Consider the following 16,208-nt stretch of genomic DNA (forward strand, 5'->3'; position numbering starts at 1 on the left):
TGAAATTTTGGGTGTGGCTCGTGGGCAAAGCCCACGCTACGGGTTTGCAGTGATTCGTAGGTAGAAGCCACGCTATGCGGTTAGTGACTTAATCCCCTTCGTAACATCCGCTTTATCCAAGCTTCACTTCCTCGCCGAACACTTCCCGCCACAATTTCCTGACATTGCCGTAATGTGCCAGCAATTCGTCGGTTACTTCGGTTTTTTCCGCGTCGCGCAGTTTGGTGTTGTGCTGCTGCTGGCGGTAGAAGCGGTAGGCGGTGCGGCTTTGTTCGGCGAGGGTTTTGTCGATGAGGCCGCAGTCGGCGGCGATGTTCAAGAGGGCGATGTTGCCGTAGTTGTCGAGGAGTTGCGGATATTTTCGGGCATGGGCAAGGATGAGGTATTGGACGATAAATTCGACGTCGACCACGCCGCCGCGCGCGTATTTTACGTTGCTGTCAACCGGCGGATGGGTGGGAAACATTTTTTCGCGCATTTCGATGATTTCGCCTGCCAAGGCGGTTTGGTCGCGCTCGGCGGTGAGGATTTCGGTGCGGATGCGGTCGAAGGCCGTCTGAATTTCGGGTGTGCCGCAGATGAAGCGGGCGCGGGTGAGGGACTGGTGTTCCCACGTCCAGGCGTTTTCGCGCTGGTATTTTTCGAAGGCGGCGATGCTGTGGGCAAGGAAGCCGGCGTCGCCGTTGGGGCGCAGGCGCAGGTCGGTTTCGTAGAGGCTGCCTGCGCCGGTGGCGGCGGAAAGCCAGTTGGTCAGGCGGCGGGCGAGGCGGCTGTACACGTCGCCTGCGTCGGGATGGGGATCGTCGTAGAGGTAGACGAGGTCGAGGTCGGAGGCGTAGCCGAGTTCTTTGCCGCCGAGTTTGCCGTAACCGACGACGGCGAATTGCGGGGCGTCGCGGTGTTTTTTCGGCATATCCGCCCACGCGCACGGCAGGGCGGCGGCGAGTATGGTGTCGGCGAGGGCGGAGAGTTGGTCGGAGAGGGATTCTACCGTCCACAGTCCGGCGAGGTCTTGGACGGCGAGGCGGAAGACTTGGGCGTGCTGGAAGCGGCGCAGGGTGTCCATTTGCGCTTCGGTGTCGCCGCCGCAGGCTTTGAGGTCGTCTGAAAGGGCGGTGGCAAGCGCTTGCCAGTCAAATGCGGTATCCAAAAGCTGCGCGCTGATGAGTTCGTCCAGCAAAATCGGATATTTGCTCAGATACGCCGCCACCCATGAGCTTTGGCTCATAATCTGCGCGAGTTGCGCCAAGGTTTGCGGATGTTCGTTGAGGAAGGCGAGATAGGCGGAGCGGCGGCTGATGTTTTCGAGGAAGTCAAACAGCCGCATCAGCGTATCGGTCGGATTGGGTTGCGCTGTCGCCGCCTGTACGAACAGCGGCACAATCGCGTCAAAACGCGGCTGGGCGTGTGCGGAAAGATGGCGGTATTTATGGCCGTGGCGGATTTGGTCGAGCCTTGCGGCGACGGTTTCGGCATCGAACCCGTGTTCTTTCAGACGGCCTTGCCGCTCTTCTTCGTCGGATTTGTCCTGCCATGCCCACTGCCATTCGCTGTTGTCCTGTGTTTGCTCTTCGGGTTCGCTCAAAATTTCGTTGAACAACTGATTGACCTTGTTCCGATGAACGTTGAGGTCGTCTGAAAAGGCGGCGTAGCTGTCGAAGCCCATGCTTTCGGCAAGCAGTTGCTGCAGTTCGGGCGAGGAGGGCAGGGTTTGGGTTTGCTGATCGTCCCAGTATTGCAGGCGGTGTTCGACGTCGCGCAGGAAGCGGTAGGCGGCAAGCAGGGTTTCGACGTTTTCAGACGGCATGATGCCCAGCTCGGCAAGTTTCTTCAGCGTTTCCTGCGTGCCTTTCAGTTGCAGCGCGCGCATTTGCCCGCCGCGTATCATCTGGAAAATCTGGGCGATAAATTCGACTTCGCGGATGCCGCCCGCGCCGAGTTTGATGTTGTCCGCCATGCCTTTTTTGCTGACTTCGCTGCGGATTTGGCGGTGCAGGTTGCGCATCGCTTCATACGCGCTGTAATCCAGATATTTGCGGAACACGAAGGGGCGCACCAGCGATTTGATGTCGTTCGGATACGGCGTAACCACGCGGCCTTTGCACCACGCATAGCGTTCCCATTCGCGCCCCTGCGTGATCAGGTATTGCTCCAGCGCGGTTTCGCTCAATACCAGCGCGCCCGAATCGCCGTCCGGCCGCAGCCGCATATCGACGCGGAACACCTGCCCGTCGGCGGTAATGTCGTTCAGCAGCGCAATCAGTTTCTGCCCGACTTTGGTGAAAAATTCCTGATTGCCCCGTTCGCGCCTGCCGTCGGTGTCGCCCGATTCGGGATAGACGAAAATCAAATCGATGTCGGAAGACACGTTCAACTCATAGCCGCCCGCCTTGCCCATCGCCACCACGCTCAAATGCTGCGGCGATTTCGTATAACGCCCGATTGGCGTGCCGTACATGTCCTGATAATAAGCGTAGGCGAAATCCAGCGCGGTATTGACGGCAAAATCGGCAAACAGCGTAATCGTGCGGGTCACTTCGTTCAAATCGCTGATACGGTTTATATCGCGCACGATAATCTGCGACACCACATAACGGCGCAACTCGCGCAACTGCCGCGCCAACTCTTCCTCGTTTTCTTCCGCGCGGATTTTGTCCCAGTCGGCAAAGACTTGGAAATCCGCTTCAGTCAAAACCTTGTCCAACATGGGCAGGAAAATTTCGGGCTTGAGTTTGCCGTTGTCGAGCTGGCGGGCGAGGAACAGGGAATGGCGGCGGGCGGTGTCGAGGCGGTTGTCGGACATTTTGGATTCCGTTTGGAAGGATGACGGGAGTGGGATAGTGGATTCACTTTAAATCAGGATAAAGCGAGGCAATGTCGTACCGGTTTAAAGTCAAGCCACTATATCATAGCAATCTTGGAGGTCGTCTGAAACAGCAGAACTCAGGCGTATGAGCGGGTGTGTGTTTTACGGCATGGGAAGTTTGTTATAGTGGATTAACTTTAAACCGGTACGGCGTTGCCTCGCCTTAGCTCAAAGAGAACGATTCTCTAAGGTGCTGAAGCACCAAGTGAATCGGTTCCGTACTGTCTGTACTGTCTGCGGCTTCGTCGCCTTGTTCTGATTTAAATTTAATCCACTTTATTTGATTGGATAGTTAAAAGGTCGTCTGAAAAGTGTTTCAGACGACCTTTTGATGTGTTTAAACGGATTAGCCGGTCAGTTGTTTGGTAATCAGTTTTTTCAGCGGCGGGAAGTTGTTGCTGGCACGCAATACCAAGCCGCGCAAGATTTTGGCGGGCGCGGTTTCATTGGTAAAGAGTTTGAGCAGCATATTGGTGCCGTGGTAAATCGGCTGGGCATGGAGCATATGCTTGGTGCTGTATTTTTCCAGCAGGCTGGCGGCGCCGATGTCTTGACCGCGTTGTTCCGCTTCGAGAACCAGTTTTGCCAAGAGGTCCGCGCTGGATAGACCTAAGTTGAAACCGTGCGCGGTAACAGGGTGCATGCCTACGGCGGCGTCGCCGATTAAGGCGCTGCGTTTGCCATAGAAGCGTTGGGCAATCATGCCGACCAAGGGATAGTTGTGAATGGTGCTGACCAATTCCATGTCGCCCAAACGGCCTTTGAGCTGCTCTTTGACGCTGGCAGCTAATTCTTCGGGAGACATTTTTTTGATGGTGTCTGCTTTGTCGCTATCGACGGTAATGACTGTGTTGGTCAGGTGTTCTTCCAAAGGCAGCAGGGCGATGGTGCGGCCGTAGTGGAAACATTCGTAAGCGGTATGCTGGTTGGACAGGGTATGTTTCATGCGGCAGACAAACATGGTGCGGCTGTAATCGTGCATATCGGAGGAAATGCCCAGTTGTCGGCGGGTTTGGGAAAAGCGGCTGTCTGCTGCCAAGAGTAGGCGGCCGCTCAAAACTTCGCCGTTTTCCAAGATGACTTGGGCTTCGTCTTCGGAGGTTTTGACTTCTTTGACGCCCGTACCGGTCAGAATGGTAACGTTTTCCAGTTTGGATACGACTTCATAAGCAGCTTTGCGGATATTGTGGTTTGAAATCAGATAACCTAAGCAGTCGGCAGGTTCGCCGCGCGCTTGGGTCGGTTGCGGGAAGTGGAGTTGGTAATCGGACTGCCCGTTCAAGACTTTTGCATCGCGCAAGGGGTAAATTTCGTCTTTCGGAATCAAATCCCACATGCCCAAGCGTTGCATAATTTCGCGGGACAGGTGGGTCAATGCGATTTCACGCCCGTCATAAGGAGGGTTTTGTAAAATTTCTAAAGGGCTTTTTTCAATCAGGGTGATTTTCAAACCGCTGCCGGCCAGTTCTGCGGCAAAACTCAACCCGGCAGGTCCTGCGCCGACGACAAGAATATCGCTGTGTAAGCTCATGAGGCATCCTTTTTGTTAAAGGGGGACGGATAATTTCAGACGACCTTAAGTTTACTGTGTTTGAATGAGATAAGGGTAATCTGCATTGAGTAATTGATTATAGCAAAAGTATCGATTGAGTAATTCAAGTATTTATATCGTGAATGATTTTTTACGCTGAGCTTAATGTAAGTCAATGGCGGCAATGTGTTGCGTATCATGCCATATTTTAAAAACAATAAGTAGCGGCTATATGGGTTTGCTTTTTTCTTACGCCAGAGTATGGGAAGGATAAGATTATCATGAGGGCAAAGGGGTCGTCTGAAATTTTGTAGTATAGTGGATTAAATTTAAATCAGGACAAGGCGACGAAGCCGCAGACAGTACAGATAGTACGGAACCGATTCACTTGGTGCTTCAGCACCTTAGAGAATCGTTCTCTTTGAGCTAAGGCGAAGCAACGCCATACTGGTTTAAAGTTAATCCACTATAAGCAGTACAGCGTAGTTTCCTATTGTGTCTGTTGTATTGTGTGTCGCTTTGTTGTTTGTGCTGTTTAAGATTGAATCGGCGATGGCAAAATCATTGCCAACCCATACAAACAAAAAAAGCCGTATTTCCTAAGAAATACGGCTTTCTCAATATCACGATAAACTCGGATTATTCTTCAGAACCGGTGTAAGGACGGATGCTGACCGTTTTACGGTTCAGTGCGCCTTTGGTTTTGAATTCAACATAACCGTCAACTTTGGCGAACAAAGTGTGGTCTTTGCCCATGCCTACGTTGTCGCCGGCATGGAATTTGGTACCGCGTTGGCGGACGATGATTGAACCTGCCGGAATCAGTTCGTTGCCGTAGGCTTTTACGCCCAAGCGTTTGGCTTCTGAATCGCGACCGTTGCGGGTGCTGCCGCCTGCTTTTTTACTTGCCATTTGTAATACTCCTAAGTTTCAAAAATTAGGCGATTGCCACGATTTCGATTTGGGTGAAATTTTGGCGATGGCCTTGGCGTTTTTGGTAGTGTTTACGGCGGCGCATTTTGAAAATGCGTACTTTTTCGCCGCGACCATGGGCTACTACTTTAGCTGTTACTTTTGCGCCTTCGATAAAAGGAGCGCCAACTTTTACAGATTCGCCGTCAGCAATCATCAAAACTTCGGTCAGTTCGATTTGGCTGTCGAGTTCGGCTGGTATCTGTTCTACTTTCAATTTTTCGCCAACGGCAACTTTATATTGTTTGCCGCCGGTTTTTACGACCGCGTACATACTCAACTCCATGAGAATTATGGTTAATATCCCGCACACCATTGTGCGAAACGTGGCATTTTATTGCTATTTGCCTGTTTTGTCAAAGTTTATTTCGTTTGTGGGGTCAGGGTCGTCTGAAAGATGTGTCAAACGGGCTTTGCTGCTATAATCGCGCGTTGGATTGCCGATATTTTTTATGCGGCAATATTATTTCCGCCTTATACCCAACCCATTTATTTATACGGCAAGCCTGCTTCATTTTGCCGACTGAGAATGTGTTATGCTCGAAAACCTGCCTTATTTCCAACGCCATCTGCCTGAAGACCTTTCACGGGTCAATGAGGTGATCAACCAAGCGGTTCAGTCTGATGTTGCGCTGATTTCGCAAATCGGTACTTATATTATCAGTGCCGGCGGTAAGCGTCTGCGTCCGATTATGACGATCTTGGCAGCTAAGTCGGTCGGTTATGATGGAGATAAGTTGTATGCTTTGGCGGCAATGGTGGAATTTATCCACACTTCGACCTTGCTGCATGACGATGTGGTCGATGAAAGCGATTTGCGCCGCGGACGCGAAACGGCGAATAATCTGTTCGGCAACGCAGCGGCGGTGTTGGTCGGCGACTTCTTATATACACGCGCTTTCCAATTGATGGTTGATTCCGGCAGTATGCGCATTTTGGAAGTCATGGCGGATGCAACCAATATTATTGCTGAAGGTGAGGTCATGCAGCTGATGAACATCGGCAATACCGATATTACTGAAGCGCAATATGTTCAAGTGATTCAATATAAAACGGCCAAATTGTTTGAAGCGGCCGCGCAGGTTGGCGCGATTTTGGGCAATGCCGCCCCCGAGCATGAGCAGGCGTTGAAAGACTACGGCATGTATGTCGGTACAGCGTTCCAAATTATTGATGATGTTTTGGATTATTCGGGAGAAACCGAAGAAATCGGTAAAAACGTCGGCGACGATTTGGCAGAAGGCAAACCGACTTTGCCGCTGATTTATCTGATGCGCAACGGTTCGAAACAAGTGGCGGACGATGTGCGCCACGCTCTGGAAAATGCGGATCGCAGCAGTTTCCAAAAAATCCATGATTATGTTGTCCATTCCGATGCGCTGACTTATTCGATTTCCGAAGCACGAAAAGCCGTTGAGCAAGCTGTGGCTTCTTTGGCAGTATTGCCCGATAGCGAAGTCAAGCAGGCGATGATTCAGTTGGCCGAGGAATCATTGGCACGGGTTTCTTAAATCCGATGAATTTCAATTTCGTCCCGATGTTTTTGGTGACGCTGATTTTTCTCGGCGTCGTCAGCAACAACAACTCGATTACGATTTCCGCAGCAATTTTGCTTTTAATGCAACAGACTGCTTTGTCGCAATATATTCCTTTCATGGAAAAACACGGCTTGCATTTTGGGATTATTTTGCTGACAATCGGGGTCTTAAGCCCGCTGGTTTCAGGAAAGGTTCAGATTCCGCCCTTGTCGGAATTTGTCAATTTTAAAATGATTGCTGCCGTATTAATCGGCATCCTTGTCGCTTGGCTGGCAGGACGCGGCATACCGCTGATGAGCGAACAGCCTGTTTTAGTAACAGGTCTTTTGATTGGTACGGTTATCGGTGTGGCGTTTATGGGCGGCATTCCGGTCGGTCCGCTGATTGCCGCAGGATTATTATCGTTTATTGCAGGAAAAGTTTAACACGCTCGCCATAGTTCAACGGATAGAACGTATGCCTCCTAAGCGTAAAATACAGGTTCGATTCCTGTTGGCGAGGCCATAAAACACAAAGAGGTCGTCTGAAAATTTTCAGACGACCTCTTTGTGTTTTCTATGAACGGGAATCGTAAATCGTTCTGTCGGACTGCATCAAGATTCTTGTGCCGGCAGCATCTGCTTTTGAGGATGTTGGGTGTGCAGTGTCGTCAGCTTCTTCGTCAAGATATTCAAAATCACGCCGTAGGCCGGCAGGAAGAAGAGGGTGCAGATGGTGAGTTTGAACAGATAATCGACAAAAGCGATGCCCTGCCAGTTTGCCGCCATAAATTCATCGCTGCTGGCGTAAAAGGCAATGGCGAAAAATACCAATGTATCCAGGGCGTTGCCGATGACGGTTGATGCGGTTGGGGCGATCCACCACGCTTTCAGACGACGTAATTTGTTGAACACAAAAATATCAAGGATTTGTCCGAGTGCGTAAGCGGCAAAGCTGGCTAAGGCGATGCGTCCGACAAAGGTGTTGAATTCGGACAGCGCGCCTAAGCCTGTCCAGCTGCCGTCGTGGAACAAAACGGAAAAGATGTAGGAAAGCAAAAGAGCGGGGAACATGACCCAAAAGATAATCCGCCGTGCCAAGTGCGAACCGAAAATGCGGACGGTCAGGTCGGTGGCAAGGAAAATGAAGGGAAAGGAAAACGCGCCCCAAGTGGTGTGGATGCCGAAAATTTGGAAGGGGAACTGCACCAGATAGTTGCTGGCGGCAATGATGAGGATATGGAAAAGCACCAGCCAGAAGAGCGCCTTCTGTTGTTGCGCTGTTGTAAATTCGTACATGGAAATCTTTCGGAAAGGCTTTCAGACGACCTTCTCATGAAAAAGGTCGTCTGAAAATGCGTAAAAGGGGATGGATTATTGGCTGTCGTGTTCGAACAGGCGTTTGCGTGCCAATGCTTCGAACTCGGTACCTGCCTTGCCGTAATTGGCAAAGGGATGAATGGCGATGCCGCCGCGCGGTGTGAATTCGCCGAAAACTTCGATGTATTTCGGATCCATCAGGGCAATCAGGTCTTTCATGATGATGTTGACGCAGTCTTCATGGAAATCGCCGTGGTTGCGGAAGCTGAATAGGTAGAGTTTCAGGGATTTGCTTTCCACCATTTTGATGTGCGGGATGTAGCGGATGTAGATGGTGGCAAAGTCGGGCTGCCCGGTCATGGGGCAGAGGCTGGTGAATTCGGGGCAGACGAATTTAACGAAATAGTCGTTGTCGGGATGTTTGTTGTCGAATGCTTCGAGAATTTCGGGAGCGTAGCCGGTCGGATATTGGGTTTTTTGATTGCCCAAAAGAGAGATGCCTTGCAGCTCTTCGGTATTGCGGGACATGAGGGTTTCCTTAGTTTTTTAATGTGGGAGGTTTTCGAACCACGAAAGGCGGATTGTAATATAAGGGGAACTATGTTTGTGATTTTTTTGATAATTATTTAGCGGTTGAACGCTGGGCTGGAAATGCGAAAAAATGATAGGTGGGTGCGTATGTTTTGATGTGGCGGTAATGCCTTTGCAAAGCAATGCGGATTGAATTTAAACTGATTTTTAAATTTATGATTTTTCTAGTTAATTTTTTTGCATTAATCGTAAAAGTTAAAATTTTTTTGAAGTGTTTTCAGTAGTATCTCAAAAGTCATGTTTTGAGTTATAGAACTAAGGAGAAGCGCCATCTCTCTAATAAATTATGGGGTTTTCAATATAAACAATAAATTAAGTTGTCGGTAACCACAAATCTATCCTTTCTGAATACTGATTTTGTAGAGTAAGAATTCGGAATTACATACAAATTAGATGACTTATGCATAAAAAACGCCACTTGTTATCTTCTTGGACCGATTGTCAGATTTTCATTCGGAAAATAATCAGTTGAATTAGTATAGCGGCATTGAATAAGTATTTGGTATTTTGAAGCAAATGAGATTGTCATTTTATTCTGATTTGCAGCAGAAACAGCCAATAAATTTAAGAAGAGGATATTTATAATGAGTTTTTCACAAACCGACTTGGTCAACGCGCTGCGCCAACTTTCCGACCGTTTGCCTGAATTTTCAGAACAACAGGTAAGAACAGGACGTCTGTTACGGGTAACAACCGAGCGTTTAAGCAGTCATCTCAATGAAAATTTGAAAACTTTCGGTATCAACGAGAATTTATGGTTCGCTTTAATGGCGGTTTACGTCAGCCCTAAAAGCGAAATCCTTCCTTCGCGTTTGAGCGACTTGATGGATTTGACACGTACCAGTGCGACCCGTCTTTCCGATGAGATGGTAGAACGGGGATGGGTAGGTCGTCATATCAACCAGCAAGACCGCCGCCAGATTGTGTTAAAATTGACACAGGAAGGTGAGTCTTTTATCCAACAAGTATGGCCGCAGATTTCCAGTAAGAGCGGTGAAGCTTGGGAAGATTTCACCAATGAGGATTATACCCAGTTGCAAAATCTGTTGGGCAAGCTGTTGAACCGTTTGGACAGCTGATCTGATGCAGTAAGAATTGTGGCAGGGATAAAAGTAAAAAAACGGAGTCTGCCATGAAATCAAATATTGCCAAACGGGGCATCTGTATTATCGCAGTATCTGTACTTGCAGCTTGTGCGCAGTTTGGTAAACAAGCACCGTTGGAAGAACCAACGGTGTATTCTTTGCCCGATGGTAAGTCGGCATCCCTCATTCAAGACGGATGGTGGTTGCAATTAAAAGATAACAAACTGAATCAACTGGTTGCACAAGCTATCCAGACATCAACGGATTTGCGTATTGCCAAGGCGCGTTTCGAGCAAGCACAAGCGCAGCTGGGAATAACCGAAGCCGCCGGCAAAACGCAAATCGGTATGTCCGCGCGCGGGGTTGGGATGTATGTTGCACCCAAGCCCGCATCTTCCCGTATCGATACCGACCATACATTATTGTTGGCAAACGCGGCAGTACAGGGAAGTTGGACATTCGATTTTTGGGGAAAAAACCGTGAGCAGATTGCAGCAGTTTTGGGACGCCGTCAGGCAATTCTGTATGAAGCCCATCAGGCACGGATTGAGCTGGCGAATGCGGTAGCCAAGCAATATTTTATTTGGCAGGCTTTGAGCGAGCGTCAGGCTCTTGTGCAGGAACGTATCAATCTGTCAGAGAAAATGCAGCAATTGGTCTCACGCAGAATCCATGCAAACCTGATGCCCGCACAATCATTGTACCCGCTTGAATTGGCAAGTCAGCAACTTCAGTTGGAAAAAACGTCATTGGAACAACAGATTGCCAAAGTCCGACATGCCTTGGCAGTATTGAGCGGTAACGTGCCGAGAGCACTTTCCGAACAAGAACCCGGTAGGATGGGGGTGGTTCCTGTTGTGCCTGTGAATAGAATCCATGCGGATTTGTTAGCTGCCCGACCGGATATCGCGGCACAAAAATCATTATTGGAATCTAAGCTGCATACGGTTAAATCCACCGAAGCAGAGTTTTATCCCAATATTGAGTTAAAAGCCTTGGCGGGTCTTGGACATATTGATGCGTTCAATGTGGTAAGGGGTAAAACATCAGGCATGCTGGGTATTGTTCCTGCTATCAATCTTCCTATTTTTACGTCTGGGGCATTGCAGTCAAAATTGGCAGGCAAACGCGCAGAATATAATGAGCAGGTGGCCGTGTACGATCAAACGGTTTTAAATGCGATGCGTTCTGCTGCGGATGCTGTTGTAGATTACCAAAGCCTGCAAAGCAAACAGTCTACTTGGGATAAAATGCTGAAAATATCCGAAAAGTCGGTTAAAAATGCTCAGGGTAGAGTGGGGGCGGGATTGGATAATGGTCTCAGCGCATTACAAAAACAAGATGATATGTTGCAAGTGAAAATGCAATTGGTGCAGTATCAATCTGAACGGTTGATTGCATGGAGCAATCTGAATGCCCAGTTGGGTGGTGGGTTTAAATCGCAATAGAAGGTTTTCAGACGACCCCTTTCCTTTTAATCAAGTCAATTGGCGATATTTTGGATATGCATTTAACGTTTAAATGTATGTATTCAGAATGTCGCCAATTGCTTTTTGGTTGTCAGGAATCGGTATTGCTTGGATGACTTTGAAATGATTGTTTGCGCCTAATGGTAAAAGGGGATATCTAAATGGTTTTTAAATATGATTGTTACTTGATTGAGTAACGATGCGGCTATAGAATGCACCTCTGTATGTATTTTTCAGTATTGTCTATTCTATTAAAATCAATGAGATATTAGTGGGATGGGGTGCATAAGGAAAATAGTCTGTAATTACCCAGGTTAAAATGAAATCATGGATGCGAATCTAGAAAATAATGAACAATTACGCAATTCAGGGACAAAAAGTTCAAGGGTGGGGCGTAAACGCGGGCGTAATCTGGCAGTTATTACACTGCTTTTTATTTTGATTGCAGTCGGTGTGGCTCTTGCGTATTTCTTATTCTGGCAATATGAGGAAGAGACGGAAGATGCCTATGTTGCAGGTCATCTGGTGCAAATTACCCCTCAGGTCACCGGTACGGTAAGGAAAGTGATGTATGACGATACTGATGTGGTCAAAAAAGGGGATGTCTTGGTTGCGTTGGACGACAGCGATTTCCAGCTGGCTTACGAGCGTGCTCAAAATGAATTGATTCAGGCAATTCGTCAGAATAAACAACAAACTGCGGTTAACTCAAAAGCAAAAGCGCAGGTTCTTTTGCGAAAAGCCGAATTGGCAAAGGCTCAGGCAGATTTGCGCCGACGTGAAGCTTTATCGGGAACGGATGCGATTTCAGGTGAAGAGTTGAGTCATGCCCGTGCTGCGGTGGTTCAGGCGCAAGCGGCTTTGAAGGCAGTGGAAGCGGAAGAGACTTCTGCACAAGCAGTTTTAGGTAATAATATCCCTCTGCGTCAACAACCTGCGGTGCAAACAGCCATCAGCCATATTAAGGATGCATGGCTGAATCTGCAACGCACCCAAATTCGCGCGCCGATGAATGGACAGATTGCCAAACGAAATGTTCAAGTTGGGCAGCGTATTGCCCAAGGTTCCCCAATGATGGCTGTGGTTCCTTTGAGCAATCTTTGGGTGGATGCTAACTTTAAAGAATCGCAACTGCGTCAAATGAAAATTGGTCAACCCGTTGAAATGACTGCTGATTTATATGGAAATAAAGTGGTCTATCATGGCAGGGTGATGGGTTTGTCAGCGGGTACGGGCAGTGCATTCTCCCTTTTACCGCCGCAAAATGCGACGGGGAACTGGATTAAGGTTGTGCAACGTGTTCCGGTCCGCATCAGTTTGGATGCGAAAGAGTTGCAGGCTAATCCGCTTCGTGTCGGTTTATCTATGAAGGTAAAGGTTGATATTTCAGGTGCCGGCTCAGGAAAAAACATGACGGCTGCCGCTGATAAAAATGTAGCATCCCCGGAAACTGAAGGCGTAGATTGGGCTGCCGCCGATGCGTTGATCGATAAGATTTTTGAGAAATACGCTAAGTAAAAATGTTTTCAGACGACCTTTCATGCGTTGAATTGCTGAATTTGAGAATTTGATAGCGAATAGATATCGAAGCGCATGAGGAAGCAAATTTGTGATGGAGATAGATGCAAGGTAGAGCTTTGCTTTCGGTTTGCGATGATGTGAATATTCATCAAAGAGGTCGTCTGAAAAGGGATGTGTATCTAAGCGCAATCACTGTGCAATATATTGAATGAATAATAGCGAAGAAATATGAATTATCCGCCATTGCAGGGTGTTAGGCTGGTGCTGGTTACGTTAGCGCTCAGCCTTGCCGTTTTTATGGAAGTCTTGGATACCACGATTGCCAACGTTGCAGTACCGGTAATTGCCGGGGACTTGGGGGCGGCGACTACTCAGGGTACTTGGGTTATTACCTCATTTGCCGTGGCGAATGCGATTTCAGTACCGCTAACCGGATTTATGGCAAAACGGTTTGGCGAAGTGAAACTGTTTATCGCCTCTGTAGTGGGATTTGTTTTGCTGTCGTGGTTGTGCGGCATTGCACCCAATCTTCAGGCTTTGGTGATCTTCAGGGTGTTACAAGGCTTTGTAGCCGGACCGTTGATTCCGCTGTCGCAAAGTCTATTAATGGCATCGTATCCTCCTGAAAAACGGACATTGGCTTTGGCATTGTGGGCAATGACCGTTGTCGTCGCGCCCGTTTTAGGTCCTATTTTCGGCGGTTGGATTTCGGATAATTGGCATTGGGGTTGGATTTTCTTTATCAATATCCCTATCGGTATTATTTCTGCACTTATTGTGTGGCAGCAATTGAGAGATAGGGAAACGGAAGTAGTTAAGACGCCGATAGATTACATCGGTTTGGTCTTGATGGTGGTTGGCGTCGGTGCGCTGCAAATGATGCTTGATAGAGGTAAAGAGTTGGACTGGTTTGCCTCTGGAGAGATTATTGTGTTAGGCATTGTTGCATTGGTATGTCTGACGTATTTTGTGGTTTGGGAGCTTGGCGAGAAATACCCGATTGTCGATTTTTCTTTGTTTAGCAACAGAAATTTTACGATAGGCGTACTGGCAACTTCATTGGGCTTTATGGTTTACATGGGTACGCTCACGCTGTTGCCGCTGGTGTTGCAGTCTAATCTTGGCTATACCGCAACATGGGCGGGCTTGGCGGCTGCACCGGTGGGCTTTCTTCCTATCTTGTTGTCCCCGATTATAGGTAGATTCGGCAACCGCATTGATATGCGTCTTCTTGTTACCGCAAGTTTCTTGACGTTTGCTTTTACTTTCTATTGGCGCACTGATTTTTATGCCGGAATGAATATGAGCAATGTTGTTTGGCCCCAATTCTGGCAAGGCTTGGGTGTGTCCATGTTTTTCCTTCCGTTGACCAGCATTACATTGTCCCATATTAAATCCGATCAGATTGCATCAGCAAGTAGCCTGTCTAATTTCTTGCGCGTCTTCATGGGTGGTGTGGGTGTATCCATAGTCAGTACCATGTGGGAGCGGAGAGAAGCTTTGCATCATACGCAACTGAGTGAACAGATTAATCCATATTCGAGTTTGACTGTGCAAACAGTTCATGAAATGACGAATCGGGGGCTGAACGAACAGCAGGTTTTGAAAAATATTTCCGATGCCATTACGCAGCAAGGCTTCATTATGGGATCAAATGAGATTTTCCTGGCTGGCAGTATCTTGTTCATCGTCATGATTTCCATAATTTGGTTTGCCAAGCCGCCGTTTAATGGGAGTTCATCAGCAGGGCATTAAATATCACAAAGGTCGTCTGAAAATTTTCAGACGACCTTTGCTGTTGTAGAAGATAGTTAAGGTTAACCTGATTACTTACAGGTTTAGTTTGTCCAGATGACGAGCAAGAGATTGAACAATTTCTTCTGCTACCTGTAATTTCTCTTTCTCAGGGAAAGATAGTTCCTCGTCATCCGTAATAATAGTAATCTGATTGGTAGATTTTCCCATTGCCTGAGAAACATTATTGGCAATCAGCATCGGAATGCCTTTGCGTAAACGTTTTGCCCGAGCATATTCCAAAACTTTTTCACTTTCTGCGGCAAATCCAATGCAAAAAGGCGGTTTGGGTAAGGCGGCTACAGATGCCAAAATATCAGGATTAGTTTCCAATTCAAGGGTTGGGGTATCTTTTGAATTTTCTTTTTTCAATTTGTGCGGGCTGCTGTTTTTTACCTTATAGTCAGCCACAGCGGCTACGGAAATAAAAACATCCTGATCTTCAATATATTTATGAACGGCATCGTACATTTCTTTGGCGCTAATAGCCTGTTCCATATGATAGAGACCGGTCGGCAGGGGAGTCTGTAACTGTCCATAAATCAACGTAACTTGTGCGCCGGCCATTCTGCATGCACGGGCTAGGGCAATGCCCATCTGACCGCTGGAAATATTCGTAATTCCACGGACCGGGTCAATCATTTCCAAGGTCGCGCCGGCAGTGATTAAGATTTTTTTGCCGGCAAGTATTTTCGGCGTCCATAAATCATGAATCAAATCGGCAAGTTCAATCGCTTCAGGCATTCTCCCTATCCCGATTTCACCGCAAGCCTGTTCGCCATAGGATGGCTGAAAAACCGTGATGTCGTCTGAAATCAGTTGTTGGATATTCCTCTGATTGGCAGGATTGTTCCACATCTCCACATTCATCGCCGGAGCGACTGCCATGGAGCATTTTCGTGCTGCTGCCAAATTGGTCAGCAGATTATCAGCAATACCGTTGGCAATCTTGGCAACCGTATTGGCAGTAGCGGGAGCAATTAAAAAAACATCCGCTTCTCGGGTTAAATCAATATGACTCATTCCTCTAGTTGAGTGGCCATCGTGCGTATCGACTAGAACAGGATTTCCGCTTAATGCTTGAAACGTAAGGGGGGTAACGAATTCAGTAGCAGCACGACTCATTGCCACCGTTACAGAATGTCCTTGTTTTTTTAGTAATCGGACCAACTCACATGATTTATAAGCCGCAATACCACCGCTTATCCCTAAAAGAATGTGTTTACTCATTACAGCAACCCAATCCAATTTGAATCAAATAAGTCATAATACTAACATGGATACTGTTCAAAAAAGTAACAGGGACTTATGGGTGGATGGCTTTAGGTTGTGAGTTGAAGCTCGGTATATTTGAAATTGTTTCGGATATTTATGATAAAGGTCGTCTGAAAGGGATTTCAGACGACCTTTGCTGTTGATTGAGTTTGGTTTGAGAATATTTTGAAATAAAAGTCTTTGTATTTCAGGTTGTTGTTTAGTTTTGTGGGATTTTTTGTTGTTTGGGAGTTGACGGTTTTTGAGGAGGGGGGTATAGTTCGGTTCT

General features: G+C 47.8%; 13 protein-coding genes, 1 tRNA gene and 1 riboswitch. Of the genes, 7 read left to right on the forward strand and 7 right to left on the reverse strand.

From position 1 onward, the window contains the following. Nucleotides 1-112 precede the first annotated feature (112 nt). The 4 genes from glnE to rplU form a co-directional block, all read right to left on the reverse strand. Nucleotides 113-2,803, reverse strand: coding sequence for a bifunctional [glutamate--ammonia ligase]-adenylyl-L-tyrosine phosphorylase/[glutamate--ammonia-ligase] adenylyltransferase (gene glnE / locus H3L95_RS12945; protein WP_003757046.1), 2,691 nt, complete (start codon nt 2,801-2,803; stop codon nt 113-115). 409 nt (nt 2,804-3,212) lie between these two features. Then, nucleotides 3,213-4,397: a 5-demethoxyubiquinol-8 5-hydroxylase UbiM gene (gene ubiM / locus H3L95_RS12950; RefSeq protein ID WP_003757044.1), complete on the reverse strand. Its 1,185-nt coding sequence runs from the start codon at nt 4,395-4,397 to the stop codon at nt 3,213-3,215. A gap of 639 nt (nt 4,398-5,036) precedes the next feature. Then, nucleotides 5,037-5,309 carry a 50S ribosomal protein L27 gene (gene rpmA, locus H3L95_RS12955; RefSeq protein ID WP_002212328.1) on the reverse strand — a complete coding sequence of 91 codons (273 nt, stop codon included), beginning with the start codon at nt 5,307-5,309 and terminating at the stop codon, nt 5,037-5,039. A gap of 25 nt (nt 5,310-5,334) precedes the next feature. Further along, on the reverse strand, nt 5,335-5,643 hold the full coding sequence (rplU, locus tag H3L95_RS12960; protein WP_003763980.1) for a 50S ribosomal protein L21: 309 nt from the start codon (nt 5,641-5,643) through the stop codon (nt 5,335-5,337). Between the two features lie 262 nt (nt 5,644-5,905). Between rplU and H3L95_RS12965 the strand changes: the two genes are divergently transcribed. The 3 genes from H3L95_RS12965 (at nt 5,906) to H3L95_RS12975 (ending at nt 7,411) form a co-directional block, all read left to right on the forward strand. Further along, complete coding sequence (locus tag H3L95_RS12965) at nt 5,906-6,880, forward strand: polyprenyl synthetase family protein (protein WP_003757038.1); 975 nt, start codon at nt 5,906-5,908, stop codon at nt 6,878-6,880. Between the two features lie 5 nt (nt 6,881-6,885). Then, complete coding sequence (locus H3L95_RS12970; protein ID WP_003757037.1) at nt 6,886-7,332, forward strand: DUF441 domain-containing protein; 447 nt, start codon at nt 6,886-6,888, stop codon at nt 7,330-7,332. 4 nt (nt 7,333-7,336) lie between these two features. Beyond that, nucleotides 7,337-7,411, forward strand: a tRNA-Arg gene (locus H3L95_RS12975). 89 nt (nt 7,412-7,500) lie between these two features. On the opposite strand, the gene H3L95_RS12980 is transcribed toward H3L95_RS12975, so the two are convergent. Beyond that, entirely contained in the window at nt 7,501-8,184 is a 684-nt protein-coding gene (locus H3L95_RS12980; RefSeq protein ID WP_003757035.1) for a 7-cyano-7-deazaguanine/7-aminomethyl-7-deazaguanine transporter, read from the reverse strand. A 75-nt stretch (nt 8,185-8,259) separates the two neighbouring features. Then, nucleotides 8,260-8,733 (reverse strand): preQ(1) synthase, encoded by a 474-nt coding sequence (gene queF, locus H3L95_RS12985; RefSeq protein WP_016686771.1) that lies wholly within the window; start codon nt 8,731-8,733, stop codon nt 8,260-8,262. A 4-nt stretch (nt 8,734-8,737) separates the two neighbouring features. Then, nucleotides 8,738-8,782, reverse strand: a riboswitch (PreQ1 riboswitch). 598 nt (nt 8,783-9,380) lie between these two features. Here queF and H3L95_RS12990 point away from each other — a divergent pair. The 4 genes from H3L95_RS12990 (at nt 9,381) to H3L95_RS13005 (ending at nt 14,626) form a co-directional block, all read left to right on the forward strand. Next, on the forward strand, nt 9,381-9,875 hold the full coding sequence (locus H3L95_RS12990) for a MarR family transcriptional regulator (RefSeq protein WP_003757030.1): 495 nt from the start codon (nt 9,381-9,383) through the stop codon (nt 9,873-9,875). A gap of 53 nt (nt 9,876-9,928) precedes the next feature. After that, a complete protein-coding gene (locus tag H3L95_RS12995; RefSeq protein ID WP_003757028.1) occupies nt 9,929-11,329 on the forward strand; it encodes an efflux transporter outer membrane subunit in 1,401 nt (466 codons plus the stop codon). Between the two features lie 348 nt (nt 11,330-11,677). Further along, nucleotides 11,678-12,868, forward strand: a complete 1,191-nt coding sequence (locus H3L95_RS13000) for an HlyD family secretion protein (RefSeq protein ID WP_003757026.1) — start codon at nt 11,678-11,680, stop codon at nt 12,866-12,868. Nucleotides 12,869-13,099: 231 nt separating this feature from the next. Continuing rightward, on the forward strand, nt 13,100-14,626 hold the full coding sequence (locus H3L95_RS13005) for a DHA2 family efflux MFS transporter permease subunit (RefSeq protein WP_003757023.1): 1,527 nt from the start codon (nt 13,100-13,102) through the stop codon (nt 14,624-14,626). 75 nt (nt 14,627-14,701) lie between these two features. On the opposite strand, the gene coaBC is transcribed toward H3L95_RS13005, so the two are convergent. Next, nucleotides 14,702-15,895 (reverse strand): bifunctional phosphopantothenoylcysteine decarboxylase/phosphopantothenate--cysteine ligase CoaBC, encoded by a 1,194-nt coding sequence (gene coaBC, locus H3L95_RS13010; RefSeq protein ID WP_182096175.1) that lies wholly within the window; start codon nt 15,893-15,895, stop codon nt 14,702-14,704. Nucleotides 15,896-16,208: the final 313 nt, after the last annotated feature.

Source organism: Neisseria sicca, assembly GCF_014054945.1.
GTDB lineage: Bacteria > Pseudomonadota > Gammaproteobacteria > Burkholderiales > Neisseriaceae > Neisseria > Neisseria sicca.

Coding starts and splice junctions, on each gene's coding strand:
- H3L95_RS12990 (WP_003757030.1), top strand. CDS start 9,381: ATGAGTTTTTCACAAACCGACTTGGTCAACGCGCTGCGCCAACTTTCC.
- H3L95_RS13000 (WP_003757026.1), top strand. CDS start 11,678: ATGGATGCGAATCTAGAAAATAATGAACAATTACGCAATTCAGGGACA.
- H3L95_RS12970 (WP_003757037.1), top strand. CDS start 6,886: ATGAATTTCAATTTCGTCCCGATGTTTTTGGTGACGCTGATTTTTCTC.
- ubiM (WP_003757044.1), bottom strand. CDS start 4,397: ATGAGCTTACACAGCGATATTCTTGTCGTCGGCGCAGGACCTGCCGGG.
- H3L95_RS13005 (WP_003757023.1), top strand. CDS start 13,100: ATGAATTATCCGCCATTGCAGGGTGTTAGGCTGGTGCTGGTTACGTTA.
- H3L95_RS12995 (WP_003757028.1), top strand. CDS start 9,929: ATGAAATCAAATATTGCCAAACGGGGCATCTGTATTATCGCAGTATCT.
- H3L95_RS12965 (WP_003757038.1), top strand. CDS start 5,906: ATGCTCGAAAACCTGCCTTATTTCCAACGCCATCTGCCTGAAGACCTT.
- H3L95_RS12980 (WP_003757035.1), bottom strand. CDS start 8,184: ATGTACGAATTTACAACAGCGCAACAACAGAAGGCGCTCTTCTGGCTG.
- glnE (WP_003757046.1), bottom strand. CDS start 2,803: ATGTCCGACAACCGCCTCGACACCGCCCGCCGCCATTCCCTGTTCCTC.
- rpmA (WP_002212328.1), bottom strand. CDS start 5,309: ATGGCAAGTAAAAAAGCAGGCGGCAGCACCCGCAACGGTCGCGATTCA.
- coaBC (WP_182096175.1), bottom strand. CDS start 15,895: ATGAGTAAACACATTCTTTTAGGGATAAGCGGTGGTATTGCGGCTTAT.
- queF (WP_016686771.1), bottom strand. CDS start 8,733: ATGTCCCGCAATACCGAAGAGCTGCAAGGCATCTCTCTTTTGGGCAAT.
- rplU (WP_003763980.1), bottom strand. CDS start 5,643: ATGTACGCGGTCGTAAAAACCGGCGGCAAACAATATAAAGTTGCCGTT.